Genomic DNA, 16294 nt, shown 5'->3' on the forward strand with positions numbered 1-16294 from the left:
CTCGGAAGGGCCTCGGACAGGCTGATTGAGGACCACGTCCCGCGCCGTGATACGGTTGCCGAACAACGGCGCGGGGTGGAGCAGCTCGGTAGCTCGCTGGGCTCATAACCCAGAGGTCGCAGGTTCAAATCCTGTCCCCGCTACTGAAGTCGAAGGCCCGGATCCTTACAGGGATCCGGGCCTTCGACGTGTGCGCGATGTGTGTGAGGTGCGCCCGGTGAGCAGGCGACTCGCTTGAAGGGCTGTGCCGTGCGAGGGGAGTTGGAAGAACTGTGTTTGACTTGTCTCTCTGTGGGCATGTCGACAAAACGCTGAAGTGACCTCACTGGCTGCGGTATACCAGGTGTACCCAGGTTGCAGGTGGTGCGACGATGGACGTTATGGGGGACAAGGCAACTCTGTTGGAGACGGGGCGGTTTGCGCAGTCTGTCGATCGGGACGAAACCGGCGACGCTGCCGAAGAGGCACGTCAGCGGCTCGCCGCCGAGGCCGGCGACGTCGAGGCGATGAGTGTCCTCGGAGCCATGCTGCTGCGCCGCGGTGATCTCGACGGAGCCGAGCCCGAGCTGCGCGCTGCCACTGCCGCCGGTGACCGGGCCGCCGCCAACAACCTGGGTGTCCTTCTGCACCAGCGCGGGTACGCCGACGAGGCCGCCGGGTGGTGGCGGATCGCCGCCGTCGCCGGGTCCGCGGCCGCCGCGCACGCGCTCGGGCGGTACCACCGCGAGCGCGGCGACGAGCCGGCCGCCGAGTACTGGCTTCGGCAGTCCGCCGAGCAGGGGCACGCGCTCGGTGCGTACGCCCTTGCCGATCTGCTGGAGCACCGCAGCGACCCCGGGACCGAACAGTGGATGCGGACTGCCGCTGAGCGGGGGCACCGTGAGGCCGCGTATCGACTGGCCCGAGCGCTCGACCGCAAGGCCGTGCGGCAGGAGCGGGAGATGGTACGGGAAGGGCGCAAGGTCGCGCGTGGGGGGCTCGATGGCGCACGGGAGCGGCGTGACGTCGTACGGGAAGAGGATGAGGCCGGGGCCGAGGCGGAGAGCGGCCCTGACAACGGTGTCGGGCCGTCCGCCGCGGAGGAGGCCGAGCAGTGGTACCGGCAGGCTGCGGCGCGTGGGCACCGGCGGGCCGCGCTGCATCTCGGCGCGATTCTGGAGCGGCGCGGGGAGCTCAAGGAGGCCGGGCGGTGGTATCTGACCGCCGCCAAGGACGGCGAGGCACGGGCCGCCTGCGCGCTCGGGTTTCTGCTGCGGGACGCCGGTGACACCGAGAGCGCGGCCGTGTGGTGGCTGCGCGCCGCTCAGGACGGTGACGGCAACGCGGCGAACGCGCTGGGCGCGCTGCACGCCGAGCGGGGCGAGACGCAGACCGCCGAGCGGTGGTACCGGGCCGCGATGGACGCCGGGGATGTGAACGGCGCGTACAACCTCGGGCTGCTCTGCGCCGAGCAGGGGCGGATCGCGCAGGCCGACCAGTGGTACCGGCGGGCCGCGTACGCCGGGCACCGGGAGGCCGCGAACGCGCTGGCCATCCTGTTGCTGCAGGTCGGGGACGCGGCCGGGGCCGAGCCGTGGTTCTCCAAGGCGGCGGAGGCGGGGAGTGTGGACGCCGCCTTCAACCTCGGGATTCTGCACGCCGGGCGGGGGGACGACGCGGTCGCGCTCGTCTGGTACGAGCGGGCGGCTGCCGCCGGGCACGCCGAGGCGGCGCTGCAGGTTGCCATCGCGCGGCTTCGGGACGGGGACGAGCGGGCCGCCGAGCGGCATCTGCGGCAGGCCGCGGGGGGCGGGAGCGCGGAGGCGGCGTATCGGCTCGCCGCCGTGCTCGATGCCCGGCGGCCGCCGGCGCCCGCGCATGAGCTGGGGGAGCCGGCTCGGGAGAAGAGCGAGTGCGAGGAGTGGTACGAGCGGGCCGCTTCCCAGGGGCATCGGCGGGCTCAGGTGCGGGTGGGGATGCTGGCGGCGGCTCGGGGGGATGTGGCCGAGGCGGCGCGGTGGTACCGGGAGGCGGCGGAGGCCGGGTCTCGGAACGGGGCGTTCAATCTGGGGTTGCTGCTGGCTCGGGAGGGGAGTGAGCCGGAGGCTGCGCTGTGGTGGACGCGGGCTGCTGACGCGGGGCATGGGCGGGCGGCGTTGCGGCTTGCCCTTGTGTACACGCGGCAGGGGGAGCTGGCGGAGGGGCAGCGGTGGGCGGATCGGGCCGTGGCGTTGGGGCCGGGGGAGGTTTCTGAGCGGGCGGCTCGGTTGCGGGATGCGTTGCGGGAGGAGTTGTCGGCGTGAGGGTTTGGGGTGGGGTGGGTCGCCCCCGCCGCCCCTACCCGTCCCATCCTCCAGGGGCTGCCGCCCCTTCGACCCCGCCTGGGGGCTGAGGTGGGCGGGGTGACGTGCGGGTGGGGGTTGCTGTGGGATCGGCCTGAACGGCCTCGTCCTCAAGCGCCGGACGGGCTGGAAGGGGCCGGGGTGGGCTGGTCAGTGCGGCTGACTGGGTGGGGATCGGCCTTGCGGCCTCGTCGTCAAGCGCCGGACGGGCTTGTTGTGTCTGGGGTGGGCTGGTGGGTGCGGCTGAGTGGGGGGTGGGCTGTTTAGCGATTTGCGGTGGCGGATGTTGTTGACGTAGTGTTGCGTTCATCGACGCGGGGTGGAGCAGCTCGGTAGCTCGCTGGGCTCATAACCCAGAGGTCGCAGGTTCAAATCCTGTCCCCGCTACTGAAGTCCGGAGGCCCGGAACCGATGAGGTTCCGGGCCTCCGGTGTGTTCGCTTCTGTGTAAGGGGCGGGCGTAAGTGCTCTGATTGGTTCCTTTACGCCGCCGCGCAGTGGGGGCACACGCCCCGGTACGTGACCTCTACGTCCTGGACCGTGAAGCCGTAGCGTTCGGAGTCCGGGAGGTCGGCGAGGGGGTTGCCGATCGGGTGGACGTCGCGGATGGCGCCGCAGTGGGCGCAGACCAGGTGGTGGTGGGGGCGGTGCGCGTTCGGGTCGTACCGCTTGGCGCGTTTGTCCGTGGCGACTTCGAGGACCTCGCCCAGGGAGACCAGCTCGCCCAACGTGTTGTACACGGTGGCGCGCGAGATCTCGGGCAGTTTGGCGACGGCCCGGGCGTGTACCTCGTCGGCCGTCAGATGGACGTGTTCGCCGTCGAGGACCTCTGCCACGACACGTCGCTGCGCGGTCAATCGCCATCCGCGTCCGCGCAGCCGTTCCAACAGGTCACTCATACGAACCAGCCTAACAGCAAGGGAAACAGTTTCCGAATGGGTGTGACTTTGGAACCCTGCTTGACTTAGACATTGTCCATTGTAGGATCAGGCTCGGATTTGGCCGAGGTGAGGGCGGGTTCAGCCCCGGTCCATGCCGAGGGCGACGACATCGTCGAGCGCGCGATCGGGAACTTCCGTCAGGTCGACGGAGACTATGGCAAGCGCCTGGAGGTCGCAGTCCAGGCCCTGCGCGGCTGACCGGGGTTGGACCGCTTGTCGTAGGGAACGGGCCGGAACCCCTTTGGGGTTCCGGCCCGTTCGTATGCTCAAGCGGGTGCGTGCTGGCGTGCCGGGGTCCAGCAGCGGATGATGTCGCGGACCGAGACGATGCCGATGGGCTCACTCCGGTCGAGGACGATGAGGTGGCGGAAGCCGCCGTGGGTCATGGCGCGAGCCGCCTCCTCCAGGGTCCAGGACGGTGCGGCGAACACGACATCGGTGGTGGTGTGGTCGTGGGCCCGTTCGGCGTCCGGGCTCTGGCCCAGGCCGATGGAGTTGAGGACGTCGCGTTCGGTCAGGATGCCGAGCCCGCCGGCATCGGGGTCGAGGACCACCGCCGCGCCGACCCGGCGTGCGGACATCAGGGCGGCGGCCTGGCGGAGAGTGTGATCGGGGCCGATGGTCAGGACCACGGTGCTCATGGCGTCGCGGACGAGCATGGAGTTCAGCCACCTCCTACGGAATCCATGGGACCAGTTAGTTCATGGATTCACAAGTTCACAAGTGGGGGGACTCTCAATGTCGCAGGTGGACGGGAGGTCAACAAGGGGGCGCGCATGGTCAGTTCAGGGGCGCTTGTGGATCAGGAGGTGTCGCATGTGCCTCGGTGCGGCTGGTCGGGCGCCTCAGTAGCGTTGGTTCAGATATCCCAGCAGTTCGTCGTGGAGCAGTCCGTTCGACGCCGCCGCGTTGCCGCTGTGCGGGCCCGGGCGGCCGTCGAGGCCGGTGAAGGCGCCGCCCGCCTCGGTGACGACGATCGCGGTGGCGGCCATGTCCCAGAGGGAGAGTTCGGGTTCGGCGCAGAGGTCGACCGAGCCCTCGGCGACCATCATGTACGGCCAGAAGTCGCCGTACGCGCGCGTGCGCCACACCTCGCGGGTCAGGTCCAGGAAGCCGTCGAGGCGGCCCTGTTCCTCCCAGCCGCTGAGTGAGGAGTATGCGAAGGAGGCGTCCGGGAGCTTCGATACGCGCGAGACGTGCAGGCGGGATGCCGAGGTCAGGCTGCGGCCGGTGAAGGCGCCGTGGTCCTTGGCGGCCCACCAGCGGCGGCCGAGGGCGGGGGCGGAGACGACGCCGACGACGGGCTGGTAGCCGCCCTCGCTCGCCTCCATCAGGGAGATCAGGGTTGCCCAGACCGGTACGCCGCGGACGTAGTTCTTGGTGCCGTCGATGGGGTCGATGACCCAGCGGCGTGGGCCTGTGCCCTCGATGCCGTACTCCTCGCCGAGGATGGCGTCGCGTGGGCGTGCGCGTTGGAGGTGGCCGCGGATCAGTTCCTCGGCGGCCTTGTCGGCCTCGCTCACCGGCGTCATGTCCGGCTTGGTCTCGACCTTGAGGTCGAGCGCCTTGAACCGGGCCATGGTCGCGGCGTCGGCGGCGTCCGCGAGGACATGGGCGAGGCGCAGGTCATCGAGATAGTCGGGCATGAGCGAACCGTATCTGCCGGGCTCGGGTGACGGCCATATGGGCTCGGGGGTCACTTGGGATCGCTACGGGGCCTTTGCGCGCGGCGGTGCTGCGGGGCTTCTTTCGCCCCCGCCGCCCCTACCCGTCCCATCCTCCAGGGGCTGCCGCCCCTTCGACCCCGCCTGTGGGGGCTGCGCCCCCGGGGCTCCGGTGGGGGGTGGGTGGGTTGTTTGCGGGTGGGTGGGTGTTGGGTCGGGGGTGGGTGGTGTGGGTTGTGGGGTGTCTGCGGGTTGTGTGTGGCTGGTCGCGCAGTTCCCCGCGCCCCTGATGGGGCGCGGCTGCAGCTCGGGTCAGCGTCCATGGGCCCGCGCCGCACCTCACCGGCCCGAGCCGGTCTCTCCGGCTCTGCGCCGAGCCTCCAGTCCAGGCCAGCGCCTGACAAGCCTGCCAGTCTCTCCGGCTCTGCGCCGAGCTGCGCTGGCTCCGCGCTGAGCCTCCAGTCCAGGCCAGTGCCCGACCAGCCCGCGCCAGCCTCTCCGATCCCGCGCCAGCCTCTCCGATCCCGCGCCCACCTCCTCCGATCCCGCGCCCACCTCCTCCGATCCCGCGCCCACCTCCTCCGATCCCGCGCCCACCTCCTCCGATCCCGCGCGCAGCTCCTCCGCCCCCCCTCCCCCCTGCCCAGCTCCTCCGCCCCCCGCTCAGCTCCTCCGGCCCCCCTGCCCAGCTCCTCCGGCCCTCCCTGCCCAGCTCCTCCGCCCCCGCCGAGCTCCTCCGCCCCCGCGTCAAGCCTTTCAGCCCAGGTCAGGCACCACCAGCCCGTCCGGCGTTTGAGGACGAGGCCGTTCAGGCCGATCCGCAGCAACCCCCACTCACCCGCAGACAACCCCCGCGGCCCCGGACCCCCCACCCCCTCCGACAGCCAGCGCAGCGTTACCGCGCAGGTTGGCCGACGGGCGCCCCCCGGTGCTGTCGTGAACCCTTGACAGTGACTTCGTGCGCGTCAAATCTGAGGTCCAGAGCCGTCGCTCGCCCGAGGGAGGCGATGATGCCTGCAGCGCGGGAATCCCTACTGGACGCCGCTTACACGGCGCTCGCACGCCGTCCGTGGTCCGCCGTGCGCATGGTTGACGTGGCCGCGGTGGCCGGTGTGTCACGTCAGACGCTGTACAACGAGTTCGGCAGCAAGGAGGGGCTCGCACGGGCCCTGGTCCGCCGGGAGGCCGACGCCTATCTCGCGGGCGTCGACCGGGCGTTGGCCGCGCACAGCGACGTACGCGAGCGGTTGGCTGCGACCGCCGAGTGGACGGCGTCGTCGGCGCGGGGCAACGCACTGGTTCGCGCCATGCTCACCGGATGCTGGAGCGAGCGGCTGCCCTCGCCGACGCTCTCGGCGGTGCCCTCGTCCTCCGCGGTGCCCGCGCAGCGCCGCGCCGACGGCCCGCTGCCCTCGCCCCTCGACTTCGTGGCCCTGGTCCGCGACCGCGCGGTGGCCGTCCTCTCCGCCCCCGGCACACCCAAGTCCGACACGGCGGAACTGGCCCGCTCCTGCGAACTCGTCGTCCGGCTCGCCCTGTCCTGCGTCGCGGCACCCCCGGGCGAGGGCGGGGTCACGGACCTGGTGCGCAACACCCTGCAACGCCAGCCGAGTCAGTGGGCTTGAAGCAACTTGAAGCACTTGAAGCACTTGAAGTAGTGGCGCATATCCGGACGTGCTGAACTAGTGCGACGTTCCCGACAGTTGGAGGCCGACGATCCCCACGATCACCAGAGTGATAGAGACGATCTTCAGGGTGGACACGATGTCCCCGAGGAAGACCATCCCGTAGATCGCGGTGCCGGTCGCCCCGATGCCCGTCCAGACCGCGTACGCGGGCCCCACGTCGAGCTTCTTCAGGGACAGGGTCAGCAGGCCGAAACTGCCGAGGGCGAAGACGCAGAACGCGATCGTCGGCCAGAGTCTGGTGAATCCGTGCGAGAGCTTCAGGGAGACCGCGAACCCGGTCTCCAGCAGCCCCGCCACGATGACCAGCAGCCACGCCATGTTCGTCCTCCCATGTCCCCACGTACCGTGACCGCTTCGTCCGACCTGGATCGGGCTCGGTGCGATTATGCCTTTACCTGGTTGCCAAGAACGCAAACAACGCGGAGGTCAGTCGCCTTCCCGGCGTTCCCGCGTGGACAGCAGCCTGCGCAGGGAGTAAAGCCGCGCAGGGTCCGCGTGGCCTTCCACTACCCACTCGTCCAGCGCGCAGTCCGGCTCGTCGTGGCTGCACGCGCGCGGACAGCCCTCGGTGCCGGGTTCGAGATCGGGGAAGGCGTGGATGACCCGGGACGGATCGACGTGGTGCAGGCCGAAGGACCGTACGCCCGGAGTGTCGACGACCCAGCCGTCGTCGCCGGGCAGGGGGATCGCCCGTGCCGACGTCGTGGTGTGCCGACCGCGGCCCGTGACCGCGTTGACGATCCCCGTCGACCGCCTCCGCTCCCGCGACACAAGCGCGTTGACCAGTGTGGTCTTTCCGACACCCGAGTGCCCGACAAACGCCGTGATCTTGCCGTCCAGTTGCTTGTGCACGCGCTCCAGCGCCTCGCCGCTCTCCAGCTCCGCACGGCTCGTCACGACGTACGGCACGCCCAACGCCCCGTACAGCTCCAGGAGTACGTCGGGCGAGGCGAGGTCCGACTTGGTCAGCACGAGGAGCGGGTCGAGCCCGCCGTCGTACGCGGCGACCAGGCACCGGTCGATCAGCCGTGGGCGCGGCTCCGGGTCCGCGAGGGCCGTGACGATCGCCAGCTGGTCGGCGTTGGCGACGACCACGCGCTCGTACGGATCGTCGTCGTCGGCCGTGCGCCGCAGGACGGACGTACGCGGCTCGATGCGGACGATACGGGCCAGGGTGTCCTTCTTGCCGGTCAAGTCACCGACGATCGCCACCCGGTCGCCGACCACCGCCGCCTTGCGGCCCAGTTCGCGGGCCTTCATCGCCATGACCACCCGGTCCCCGACAAGGCACGTCAGCCGGCCCCGGTCGACGGTGATGACCATGCCCTCCGCGGCGTCCTCGTGCTTGGGCCGGATGTTCGTACGCGGCCGGTTGCCCTTGCGGTTGGGGCGGGAGCGGATGTCGTCCTCGTCGGTGTGCTTGCCGTAGCGGCGCATGATCCCGGTCCGCCCGTCAGTTCCCGAGCATTCCGGTCCACAGGTCGGGGAAGTCCGGCAGGGTCTTCGCCGTCGTCGCCACGTTCTCGATCTGTACGTCCTTGACCGCGAGGCCGATGACCGCGCCCGCGGTGGCCATGCGGTGGTCGTCGTACGTGTGGAACGTGCCGCCGTGCAGCGTGCGCGGGCGGATGTGGAGGCCGTCCGCGGTCTCGGTGACGTCACCGCCGAGCTCGTTGATCTCCTTGGTGAGCGCGGCCAGGCGGTCGGTCTCGTGCAGCCGCAGGTGGGACACGCCCCGCAGGGTCGACGGGGAGTCGGCGAGGGCGGCCACGGCCGCGATGCCCGGGGTCAGTTCACCGACCTCGCCCAGGTCGACGTCGATGCCGTGGATGGCACCGGAACCGGTGAACTCCAGCCCCCGTTCGGTCAGTTCGCAGGAACCGCCCATCTCGGTGAAGATCTCCCGCAGCTGGTCACCGGGTTGGGTGGTGCGCGAAGGCCAGTCGGGGATGAGGACCTTGCCGCCGGTCACCAGGGCCGCCGCCAGGAAGGGCTGGGCGTTGGACAGGTCCGGCTCGATGGTCAGGTCGCGGCCGAGGAGCGCGCCCGGGGTGACCCGCCAGACGTTGGGCTCGCCGCCCGACTCGGGGGTGTCCACCTGGGCGCCGACCGCGCGCAGCATGTCGACCGTCATCCGGATGTGGGGCATGGAGGGGAGGGCCGCGCCGATGTGACGGACCTCGACTCCCTGGTTGAAGCGCGGGCCGGAGAGCAGGAGCGCCGAAACGAACTGGGAGGACGAGGAGGCGTCGGTCTCCACCGGGCCACCGTCCAGGGCGCCGCCGCCGTGCACCGTCAGCGGGAGCGCGCCGCGGCCGTCGTCGTCGATCCGGGCGCCGAGCACGCGCAGCGCGTCGATCACGCCGTTCAGGGGACGCTCGTACGACCGCGGGTCGCCGTCGAAGCGGATGGGGCCGTCGGCGAGGGCGGCCACCGGGGGCAGGAAGCGCATCACGGTACCGGCGTTGCCGACGTCCACCGTGGCCGGGCCGGCCAGCCCCATGGGGAACACGCGCCAGGCCTCGCCGGAGCCGTCGGGGGCCCCGGTGGCGGAGGAGCTGGACGACACCGTCTCCTCGATGCCCACGCCCATCGCGCGCAGCGCCGCCGCCATCAGCAGAGTGTCCCGGGAGCGCAGCGGGCGGCGCAGCCAGCCGGGCTCGGAGGCGAGGGCGGCCAGCACCAGGGCGCGGTTGGTGACCGACTTGGACCCGGGCACGTGGACCGTCGCGTCGACGGCTTCGCTCGCGTGCGGGGCTGGCCAGAGGGCGGTGGATGCGGGGTGTGGGGCCATGGCCCCACTCTATAAGGAGGGCGCCGTTCGGGTGCGGTGGCGTTGTGGCTGGTCGCGCCACGCGGCGGAGCCGTAAACCGGCACGGCCCCGCGCCCCTCGGGTGGGCTGGTCAGCCCCCCAGCAGCCAACGCCCCCCACCTATCAGCGAACACAACGACACCGCATGGAACAGGAAGAACCACAACCCCGCCGGCACATGCGTCAACCGCGACAACTGGTCCGCGTCCGAGTCCCCCGCCCCTCCCCGGCGCCGCTTCGCCTGCAGCTCGAAGGCCGGTCGTACGCCGCCCAGCAGCAGGAACCACACCACCGCGTACGCGAACGCCGCCTGCACCTGGGGTCCGGCCAGCCAGGAGACGACCACGAAGGTGCCGCCGGTGAGGACCACCGTCAGGGCGCCGTACGCGTTGCGGATCATCACCAGCATCGCCACCAGCAGGGCCGTGGCCAGCCACAGCAGCAGGGTGATGCGCCCGCCGCCCAGCAGGGCGGCCCCGCCCAGGCCCAGCAGCGGGGGAGCGGTGTAGCCGGAGGCCGCGGTGAGGATCATGCCGAGGCCGGTGGGCTTGCCCCGGCTGACCGTGAGGCCGCTGGTGTCGGAGTGCAGTCGTATGCCGGTGAGCGTGCGGCCGGTGAGCAGCGCGACCAGGCCGTGGCCGCCCTCGTGGGCGATGGTGATGGCGTTGCGGGAGAGCCGCCACAGACCGTGCGGGACGACCACGGCGAGCGCGGCGGCCGCGGTGGCGATGACGACCCAGATGTCGGGGTCGGGCTGGGTGCCGACGACCTCGTCCCAGAGGGTGGCCAGCGAGAGGGCTGCGGTGCTTTCCATGTTTTGTTGTGGCTCCTCGGGTCGCGGTCGATAGGGGCTGGCGCGTAGCGCCATCGTTGCGGGGTGGTGGTCGGGCGACGGGTGGGCCTGGCAGTGTGGCACGTATGTGCGGACGGTATCTGAGACGCTGAAGTAGCAGCGATCGTTCCTGACGGCAAACGTGCAGTTCACAGCGTTAGAGCCGCGGAGTGATCCGGGGCTCTTGCTCTACCCGTGCTGACTGTGTGCTGACCTGGAGGCACCTGTGATCTCCCCAGGTAACCCGTCCCGTGCTGGGTCGGTGCTGGTCTCCTTGTGCAGGCCCGTTTCGGGCGTGGCGTTGCCGTGGCGGTCGACCACTGCGTCTCTGCGTAGCGGAGCGTCATCGCAGACCCACCACCACAACGCGTCGCCGGCGTCGGGAGAGTAGGTCCCGGTCGGTGAGGGCTAGGTCCGTGCCAATCGCGGTGCGCCCGGAACTTCGCCTGTGTCTGCCCACCCCAGAGGCAGAAGCTCCTCGTCTACCTGAAGTCCGACCTTGGTGAGGTCGAACTGATACCCGGATTCACCCGGGACGTGAAGGGGCTTGGACACCACGGCACGGGCGACCCGGAAGTGCAGTTGCGCACCGAGCAGGACGTGGAGCGAGCTGTGGACCTGTTCCGGGCCGGCTACGCGGCGGCGTAGCCGTCCGCTGCGTCCGTGACAGAGGGCGCGGGACTGTGCGGTTGTGACTGACCCGGTGATCGTGCCTTCCGACGTATGGGCAAGGAGTGGCGGTGGACCATCAATGAGATGTGTGCATCGTGAAGTTGTAGGTCACGGGTGTGGTGTGAGGGGCGGGAGAGATGTTCGCGCTGGTCGTCGGCCGGTGCCCACGCCGAAGATCGTCCGAACTGTCGGCCGGAGCCGTTCTCGGGTTCTGCTGCGTTCGCAGTAGTGCCGCTCCTGCGATCCGTGACCGGGCCGGTACGCCGGGAGAGCGCGGGGAGGCGCGGGGATGCAGGAGCTGGAGCGGATCACGGCCGGGGTGAACGGGACACACTCGCCGAGGAGATGGCCAAGCAGCTTCAGGAGGTCCGTACCGAGCGGGAGGAGCTGGTGATCGCCGAGCGGGTCCTGAACCGGCTGGCCGAACAGGACCGGGCCGCGACGGAGACCGCCGCGGCCGTCGCCCCGACTTCCGCCCGGGTGGCGGGGCGGGCGGTACTGCTGATCCCGCACCGCAGCGAGAATCCCGACGAGGCCGTCCTGCCCGGTGACCACCGCAAGATCCTGGCGATCGTGCGTGCCGCCGACGGCCCGGTGCGGGCCAGGAGTGTCGGCGAGGAGCTGGGCCTGGAAGCGACGGTGCACGGCAAGCTGGAGCCCTTGCGCGCGAAGATGACCAATCTCGCCGACCGCGGCTGGCTGCACAAACGACCCGACGGCAGGTTCATCGCACGCCCGAAGCCGCGTGAGGGGCGCAAGGCGCCGTAACCAGCGGGCCCCGGCGGCAGCTGAGTTTTGTGTGAAGAAAAACAACCACGCCGTCGCGGGCCCTGACGGCCTTGTCTGCACCGCCCGCCTGCCGCTGTCGAGTGCCACCCTGAACTGGCTCGCCGACCTGATACGCGGCCACATGAGGAGAATCGGCTCACGATGGTGGGCCCTGCCCGCGGGAAAGATCGCCTGGAAGCTGGACGCCGATGAGGTGAAGGACAACCGGGAGCACGCCAAAGACTCAGCCGCTCTGGCCAACACCCAGGGCGGGATCATCGTCACCGGCGTCGCGGAGAACGGCACCGGCGGGGTGGCCACGGTCGTCGGAGTCGATGACGCTCGCGTCGCCCGGGCCCTCGCGGACAGGTTCCGCGGGATCGCCAACTCGATGGTGCGGCCCTTCATCCCCGCCTTCACCGTCTACACCCTGCCGTTGCCCGCCGTCCCGGGCCGCTCGGCGGTCGTCGTCCAGGTGCCGCGCAGTCCGGAATCCCGCACCTGGTGCCCTGGGACAAGGACAGTTGGCACTTCCCGAAGCGGGTGGGCGAGGACACGGTCTGGCTGGGCGAGTCCGAGACGGAGACCGCGTACGCGCGACGGTTAGCTGCCCGGCAGGACGCCGAGGATCCTGGCCGACCAGCTCCGGCCGCAACTGGCGGGCGAGGCCCGTCGTGTGAGGGTGCTCGTCACAGCCGTCTGTTCGGTGCCGGCCCCGCACGACACCGCACCACCCGTGAACCCTTAGCTTGTTCTTTGGGGCAACGGTGACGGGTGAACCAGGCGCGGGACGACCTGGGCGCTACGAGCAGCAGGATGATGGTCAGCCCGTACACGATCAGGGCCAGGCCGTACACGCCGGGGGCGTTGCTGGCAGGGAAGGCCGCCGCTCCGATCATGATCGCCACGACCCGGGCGCCGCGGTTGCCCTGCCACAGTCCGAAGGCCGCCGCGCCTGGCAGGAGCGCGAGAAGGACGAACAGGGCACCGGCGGGATCGCCTTCTGCGAAGACCACGATCATTGTGATCACGAGCACGGAGACGGCTGGCAGCGCGGTGAGGGCGATCACTGCTATGACCGGCGTCGGTGGTCTACGTATCTCATCCGAAGTCATCTCACGGAAGGTATAGACGCTGGGCTGGGACCGGTCCCGAGTCATGCCCGCCATCACATCATCCGCGACGAGTTCCTTCAGCTCCACGACCAGGTGGCGGACGCCGCCCACGTTCTGGCCCGTGCGATCTCCATACGGGAGTCCGCCTACCGTGCCGACGGCCAGGGGGCCCCGAACGGCATCGTGCTCTCGCCGGACTGGCAGTACCTGTATGCCCTTCACGAGATCAAAGGCATCGCCAGGCGGCTCTCTGACCGCGCGGCGCGCACCGCCGGCGGCACCGGAGCCAGCTACGCCCAGCTCGGGGCCGCCTGAGGGATCACCAAGCAGGCGGCGAGACTGCGCCGGCCCGGCGCCGTGCGCAAGCCCGACGACACCAGCGGTGAAGGCGCACCGTTCGAGCTGCAGCTCGACGGGGGCCTCGCCGAGATCATCCAGTTCCCCGACGAGGGCGGGTTCATCTGGGAGGCCGACGGCGCCGACGGCACCGGCGGTCAGGCCGAGGAACCGTACGGAAGCCGGACCGAGGCCGCTGCCCACGCCGGTGCCTTCCTTGCCCGACATGCCACCCCGGCCGACGAGACGTACGACCACGACGCGGCACACTCCGGCTGCTTCGAACCCCATCTCGGCCCCGGCGGATACGTCGACTGCGACGGCAAGCCCCTGTGAATCCGCTCGGCGGAAGACTGAGCCACGGCACACCGCAGGCATACGCGCCAAGCTGAAACGCCTGGTCGACCGCGGCATCCTCACCGAACCCGCACCTGGTCTGCTCACCCTCACCCAGTCGGCACCGGCCGCCTCGGAGACCGACTCGAACTGAAGCGTTCGAACTGGCTCGACGGCCTGTCCTAGGCCGGCGGGGGGTGCGTGGTGCGACCCTGCCGCGCGGCTGTGCGCAACGCTGCGATGACGGCCGTGGTCGTCGGGTTCGCGGTCTCGGTGTGACGCGTCGCGGCGAACAGCAGGCGCAGGATCGGGCGGTCCTCGATGGGCGCCGTGCGGATTCCTGGTGTGGCCGGGTCGATGGCCGTCCGGGGGACGAGCGCGGTGGCGAGGCCGGCCCGTGCGAGGGTGAGCTGGGCGGCGATGTCGGCGGTGATGTAGCGCGTCGTGGGTGTGAAGCCTGCCTGGTGGCAGGCGTGCAGGACGGCCTGTCCGCAGTCCGTGGTCGGCGGCGGCACGGCGAGGCTGTGTGTGGCCAGTTCCCGCAGGGCGACGGGCCGCTCGTCGGCTTGGTCGGCCGCGGTGACGACGAGCAGCGGATCGTCGAGCAGCGGCGAGACCTCGATGCCCCGGGGTGTCGCATCGGGCAGGTGGTGATACCGCTGGCCCAGCACCACATCGACGGTGCCGAGCGTGAGTTCCCGCAGTTGCGCCTGGTCGGTGAGGAGACAGGTCACGGTGAGCTGCGGGTGGTGTGAGCCCAGTGTGGTCAGTGCGGGGGCCACGATCCTGGCGACGGTCGACGGCAGCGCGGCGAGCGTGGCGGCGGCGCCGACCGTGCCCTTGACCGCCGCGACAGCGCTCTCGGCCTCCTGTACGGCGGCGAGGATCCGGTCGGCGTGTTCGAGGAGCACCCGGCCCGCCTCCGTCAGTGCCACGGTTCGCCCGTCGGGGCGCAGCAGATCGACTCCCACGTCGTGCCGCAGCGTGGACAGCTGCTGGGACACGGCACCGGGGGACAGCGCCAGTGACTGTGCGGCCGCGGCGATGGAACCGCGGGCGGCGACGGTCTTGAGCATGTGCAGACGGCGGATATCCAGCATGACTCGATAGATTACCTAAAGGGTCTCATCAGAAAGCACCCCCTTGACCTATTGAGTCATGGTGAGCGACCTTCAGCGCATGGAAATCTTCGACTGCATCGCCGCGGTGGCCCGGCCCATCCACGACTTCGGTGACGAGTTCATGTCCGACGAGGCGACCGCCGCCGTCGGTCTGCGCGCCGGGTTTGCCCCGGGGCGCGGCTTCTACTGCCGCGGACGGTTCGGAGTGCTCGGCGAGGCACCGGCCTCGGTGGTCCAAGCAGTACAGGGCTTCCTCGGCCCCCACCTGGTTACCGCGGGCTGGCTGGCGGGACGGTCCGTGATGCCGGCGGAGGAAGCCGCCGCCTGCTATGCGCAGGCCGTCCGGACGTGGGGGCGCGCCAACATCCCCGCCGACGTCGACGTGGAGCACTTCAACCGCTTGGCACAGCAGCTGATCGACGCCGCCGACGCCGACGCACTGCCTCTGTTCGCCGGCTGGCGCGCGCAGCCCTGCCCCGGCAACGACCCGGTCGGTGCGGCCATGCAGCGCATCCACGTACTGCGGGAACACCGTGGCGCCTGCCATCTGGCGGCGGTGCGCCTGTGCGGGCTGAGCGCCCGCGCGGCAATGGTCATCAACCTCGGCGTCGAGCAGGCGACCCGCTACGGCTGGCAAGAGCCACATCCCGTTGCCGCAACCCTGATCCCCCGATGGCGGCGTGCCGAGCAGCTCACCGACGAGCTGCAGGCACCGCTCTACGCCGCACTGACCGACCGGCAACGTACCGAATTCGCCCAGCTCGTCAACGCGTTGACCGATTCCCTGACCCCGTGACCGGACTTCGAGAACACCAGCAGGAGCACGAAGCCCAGCCGGTCGTCACCACCGGCCCTGGTGAGCCGCGTCATCTTCGGGCGGTGCCTGGCCGGTGCTGACGGCTTCGGCATTGGCTTCCGCATTGGATTGCGCGATCGCCCGGATGCGGCGTCAAACTGGCCGGGCGCAGCCCGCATCCCTTCCCGGGCTTCGCCGACCTGCTGCTGGACGCGGCCGCCGCGAACCTGGTCAGCGGTGACGGCTTCGCCCACACCGGCCCCGGCTGGCTGCTGCGCGAACTGTCCCGCACCGCGCCCGACCGCGTCGCTGAAACTCGTCGAAGCCCACTCTGAGCTGTCACCGGAAGCCGTCCGGATGGCCGGCGCCCGACTCCGCCCGGGCCCCTACCGCCGCCGCTGACGAGACGAGACGCCCGTCCCAGGGTTGCCGGGCACTCCCATGTCCGGCAACCCGGGGACGGCACGGGTCAGCGGATCTGCCCGTCGAGAGTGTCGAGCCAGCGGGACAAGGCGGCACCGATCGCGTCCGGTGCGTCTTCCTGGACGGAGTGCAGGCCGGACACGGTGATCTCGGTCTGGTTCTTGAAGGTGCGCGCGAACTCCCGGTCGTCGCCGGTGAGCGCCATGCCGGGTTCGGCGTTGACGAAGAGCTTCGGAATGTCCGTACCGGGCAGGAACGCGCTGTACTCCTCGACGATGGAGTGCACATCGGCGGGTTCTCCGTCGATCGGCACCTCGCGGGGCCAGGTGAGGGTGGGGCGGCGGTTCTCGCCTCGAGTGCGGTAGGGCCGCTGATACTCGGCGAGTTCGGTATCGGTCAGGGTGCGCAGAATTCCGGCGGGCAGGAAGCCCTCGACGAAGGCGTTCTGCTCGAGAACGAGTTCCTCGCC

Annotated in this window: 18 protein-coding genes, 2 tRNA genes and 2 pseudogenes; 12 read left to right on the top strand and 10 right to left on the bottom strand. The window is 70.6% G+C overall.

Annotated features, from left to right (window positions below; all coding sequences use genetic code 11):
- Positions 1-69 precede the first annotated feature (69 nt).
- From ACWD3C_RS13890 to ACWD3C_RS13900, 3 genes are all read left to right on the top strand, one after another.
- A tRNA-Met gene (locus tag ACWD3C_RS13890) sits at positions 70-143 on the top strand.
- A 228-nt stretch (positions 144-371) separates the two neighbouring features.
- Positions 372-2282, top strand: a complete 1911-nt coding sequence (locus tag ACWD3C_RS13895) for a sel1 repeat family protein (RefSeq protein WP_451143442.1) — start codon at positions 372-374, stop codon at positions 2280-2282.
- 352 nt (positions 2283-2634) lie between these two features.
- Positions 2635-2708, top strand: a tRNA-Met gene (locus tag ACWD3C_RS13900).
- 94 nt (positions 2709-2802) lie between these two features.
- On the opposite strand, the gene ACWD3C_RS13905 is transcribed toward ACWD3C_RS13900, so the two are convergent.
- Entirely contained in the window at positions 2803-3219 is a 417-nt protein-coding gene (locus tag ACWD3C_RS13905; protein WP_451143444.1) for a Fur family transcriptional regulator, read from the bottom strand.
- Between the two features lie 99 nt (positions 3220-3318).
- Here ACWD3C_RS13905 and ACWD3C_RS13910 point away from each other — a divergent pair, with 99 nt between their 5' ends.
- A complete protein-coding gene (locus ACWD3C_RS13910; protein ID WP_451143492.1) occupies positions 3319-3459 on the top strand; it encodes a hypothetical protein in 141 nt (46 codons plus the stop codon).
- 68 nt (positions 3460-3527) lie between these two features.
- Here ACWD3C_RS13910 and ACWD3C_RS13915 read toward each other — a convergent pair whose 3' ends face one another.
- Both ACWD3C_RS13915 and hisN read right to left on the bottom strand, forming a co-directional pair.
- Positions 3528-3920: a CBS domain-containing protein gene (locus ACWD3C_RS13915; protein WP_451143446.1), complete on the bottom strand. Its 393-nt coding sequence runs from the start codon at positions 3918-3920 to the stop codon at positions 3528-3530.
- A 186-nt stretch (positions 3921-4106) separates the two neighbouring features.
- On the bottom strand, positions 4107-4907 hold the full coding sequence (gene hisN / locus ACWD3C_RS13920; protein ID WP_451143448.1) for a histidinol-phosphatase: 801 nt from the start codon (positions 4905-4907) through the stop codon (positions 4107-4109).
- A 1025-nt stretch (positions 4908-5932) separates the two neighbouring features.
- Between hisN and ACWD3C_RS13925 the strand changes: the two genes are divergently transcribed.
- Positions 5933-6550: a TetR/AcrR family transcriptional regulator gene (locus ACWD3C_RS13925; protein ID WP_451143450.1), complete on the top strand. Its 618-nt coding sequence runs from the start codon at positions 5933-5935 to the stop codon at positions 6548-6550.
- Between the two features lie 57 nt (positions 6551-6607).
- Here ACWD3C_RS13925 and ACWD3C_RS13930 read toward each other — a convergent pair whose 3' ends face one another.
- From ACWD3C_RS13930 to ACWD3C_RS13945, 4 genes are all read right to left on the bottom strand, one after another.
- The gene (locus ACWD3C_RS13930; protein ID WP_451143452.1) at positions 6608-6931 is read right to left on the bottom strand and encodes a DMT family transporter; all 324 of its coding nucleotides are present in this window, start codon (positions 6929-6931) and stop codon (positions 6608-6610) included.
- Positions 6932-7039: 108 nt separating this feature from the next.
- Complete coding sequence (gene rsgA / locus ACWD3C_RS13935) at positions 7040-8050, bottom strand: ribosome small subunit-dependent GTPase A (RefSeq protein WP_451143454.1); 1011 nt, start codon at positions 8048-8050, stop codon at positions 7040-7042.
- Between the two features lie 16 nt (positions 8051-8066).
- The gene (aroA, locus tag ACWD3C_RS13940) at positions 8067-9407 is read right to left on the bottom strand and encodes a 3-phosphoshikimate 1-carboxyvinyltransferase (RefSeq protein WP_451143456.1); all 1341 of its coding nucleotides are present in this window, start codon (positions 9405-9407) and stop codon (positions 8067-8069) included.
- A 110-nt stretch (positions 9408-9517) separates the two neighbouring features.
- The gene (locus ACWD3C_RS13945; protein WP_451143458.1) at positions 9518-10240 is read right to left on the bottom strand and encodes a M50 family metallopeptidase; all 723 of its coding nucleotides are present in this window, start codon (positions 10238-10240) and stop codon (positions 9518-9520) included.
- Between the two features lie 453 nt (positions 10241-10693).
- On the opposite strand from ACWD3C_RS13945, the pseudogene ACWD3C_RS13950 reads away from it, so the two are divergent.
- The 3 genes and pseudogenes from ACWD3C_RS13950 to ACWD3C_RS13960 form a co-directional block, all read left to right on the top strand.
- A pseudogene (locus ACWD3C_RS13950) lies at positions 10694-10906 on the top strand (hypothetical protein); the annotation flags it as partial.
- A gap of 369 nt (positions 10907-11275) precedes the next feature.
- Entirely contained in the window at positions 11276-11698 is a 423-nt protein-coding gene (locus tag ACWD3C_RS13955) for a hypothetical protein (protein ID WP_451143460.1), read from the top strand.
- A 31-nt stretch (positions 11699-11729) separates the two neighbouring features.
- A complete protein-coding gene (locus tag ACWD3C_RS13960; RefSeq protein ID WP_451143462.1) occupies positions 11730-12305 on the top strand; it encodes an AlbA family DNA-binding domain-containing protein in 576 nt (191 codons plus the stop codon).
- Between the two features lie 82 nt (positions 12306-12387).
- Here ACWD3C_RS13960 and ACWD3C_RS13965 read toward each other — a convergent pair whose 3' ends face one another.
- Positions 12388-12900: a hypothetical protein gene (locus ACWD3C_RS13965; RefSeq protein WP_451143464.1), complete on the bottom strand. Its 513-nt coding sequence runs from the start codon at positions 12898-12900 to the stop codon at positions 12388-12390.
- 6 nt (positions 12901-12906) lie between these two features.
- On the opposite strand from ACWD3C_RS13965, the gene ACWD3C_RS13970 reads away from it, so the two are divergent.
- Both ACWD3C_RS13970 and ACWD3C_RS13975 read left to right on the top strand, forming a co-directional pair.
- Positions 12907-13128: a hypothetical protein gene (locus ACWD3C_RS13970; protein WP_451143466.1), complete on the top strand. Its 222-nt coding sequence runs from the start codon at positions 12907-12909 to the stop codon at positions 13126-13128.
- A gap of 42 nt (positions 13129-13170) precedes the next feature.
- Positions 13171-13485 (top strand): hypothetical protein, encoded by a 315-nt coding sequence (locus ACWD3C_RS13975; RefSeq protein WP_451143468.1) that lies wholly within the window; start codon positions 13171-13173, stop codon positions 13483-13485.
- Positions 13486-13667: 182 nt separating this feature from the next.
- Here ACWD3C_RS13975 and ACWD3C_RS13980 read toward each other — a convergent pair whose 3' ends face one another.
- Positions 13668-14585: a LysR substrate-binding domain-containing protein gene (locus ACWD3C_RS13980; RefSeq protein WP_451143470.1), complete on the bottom strand. Its 918-nt coding sequence runs from the start codon at positions 14583-14585 to the stop codon at positions 13668-13670.
- Positions 14586-14664: 79 nt separating this feature from the next.
- Here ACWD3C_RS13980 and ACWD3C_RS13985 point away from each other — a divergent pair, with 79 nt between their 5' ends.
- Positions 14665-15402, top strand: coding sequence for an SCO6745 family protein (locus ACWD3C_RS13985; protein WP_451143472.1), 738 nt, complete (start codon positions 14665-14667; stop codon positions 15400-15402).
- A gap of 200 nt (positions 15403-15602) precedes the next feature.
- Positions 15603-15737, top strand: coding sequence for a DNA alkylation repair protein (locus ACWD3C_RS13990; protein WP_451143486.1), 135 nt, complete (start codon positions 15603-15605; stop codon positions 15735-15737).
- A 134-nt stretch (positions 15738-15871) separates the two neighbouring features.
- On the opposite strand, the pseudogene ACWD3C_RS13995 reads toward ACWD3C_RS13990, so the two are convergent.
- Positions 15872-16294 (bottom strand): annotated as a pseudogene (locus ACWD3C_RS13995) (haloalkane dehalogenase); the annotation flags it as partial.

Source organism: Streptomyces sp. NPDC002845 (genome assembly GCF_053591955.1).

Bases quoted from the DNA above. Each gene is read 5' to 3' on its own strand.
- rsgA (WP_451143454.1), bottom strand. From the start codon at position 8,050: ATGCGCCGCTACGGCAAGCACACCGACGAGGACGACATCCGCTCCCGC.
- hisN (WP_451143448.1), bottom strand. From the start codon at position 4,907: ATGCCCGACTATCTCGATGACCTGCGCCTCGCCCATGTCCTCGCGGAC.
- ACWD3C_RS13980 (WP_451143470.1), bottom strand. From the start codon at position 14,585: ATGCTGGATATCCGCCGTCTGCACATGCTCAAGACCGTCGCCGCCCGC.
- ACWD3C_RS13985 (WP_451143472.1), top strand. From the start codon at position 14,665: ATGGAAATCTTCGACTGCATCGCCGCGGTGGCCCGGCCCATCCACGAC.
- ACWD3C_RS13925 (WP_451143450.1), top strand. From the start codon at position 5,933: ATGATGCCTGCAGCGCGGGAATCCCTACTGGACGCCGCTTACACGGCG.
- ACWD3C_RS13915 (WP_451143446.1), bottom strand. From the start codon at position 3,920: ATGCTCGTCCGCGACGCCATGAGCACCGTGGTCCTGACCATCGGCCCC.
- ACWD3C_RS13955 (WP_451143460.1), top strand. From the start codon at position 11,276: ATGGCCAAGCAGCTTCAGGAGGTCCGTACCGAGCGGGAGGAGCTGGTG.
- ACWD3C_RS13930 (WP_451143452.1), bottom strand. From the start codon at position 6,931: ATGGCGTGGCTGCTGGTCATCGTGGCGGGGCTGCTGGAGACCGGGTTC.
- ACWD3C_RS13895 (WP_451143442.1), top strand. From the start codon at position 372: ATGGACGTTATGGGGGACAAGGCAACTCTGTTGGAGACGGGGCGGTTT.
- ACWD3C_RS13905 (WP_451143444.1), bottom strand. From the start codon at position 3,219: ATGAGTGACCTGTTGGAACGGCTGCGCGGACGCGGATGGCGATTGACC.
- aroA (WP_451143456.1), bottom strand. From the start codon at position 9,407: ATGGCCCCACACCCCGCATCCACCGCCCTCTGGCCAGCCCCGCACGCG.
- ACWD3C_RS13945 (WP_451143458.1), bottom strand. From the start codon at position 10,240: ATGGAAAGCACCGCAGCCCTCTCGCTGGCCACCCTCTGGGACGAGGTC.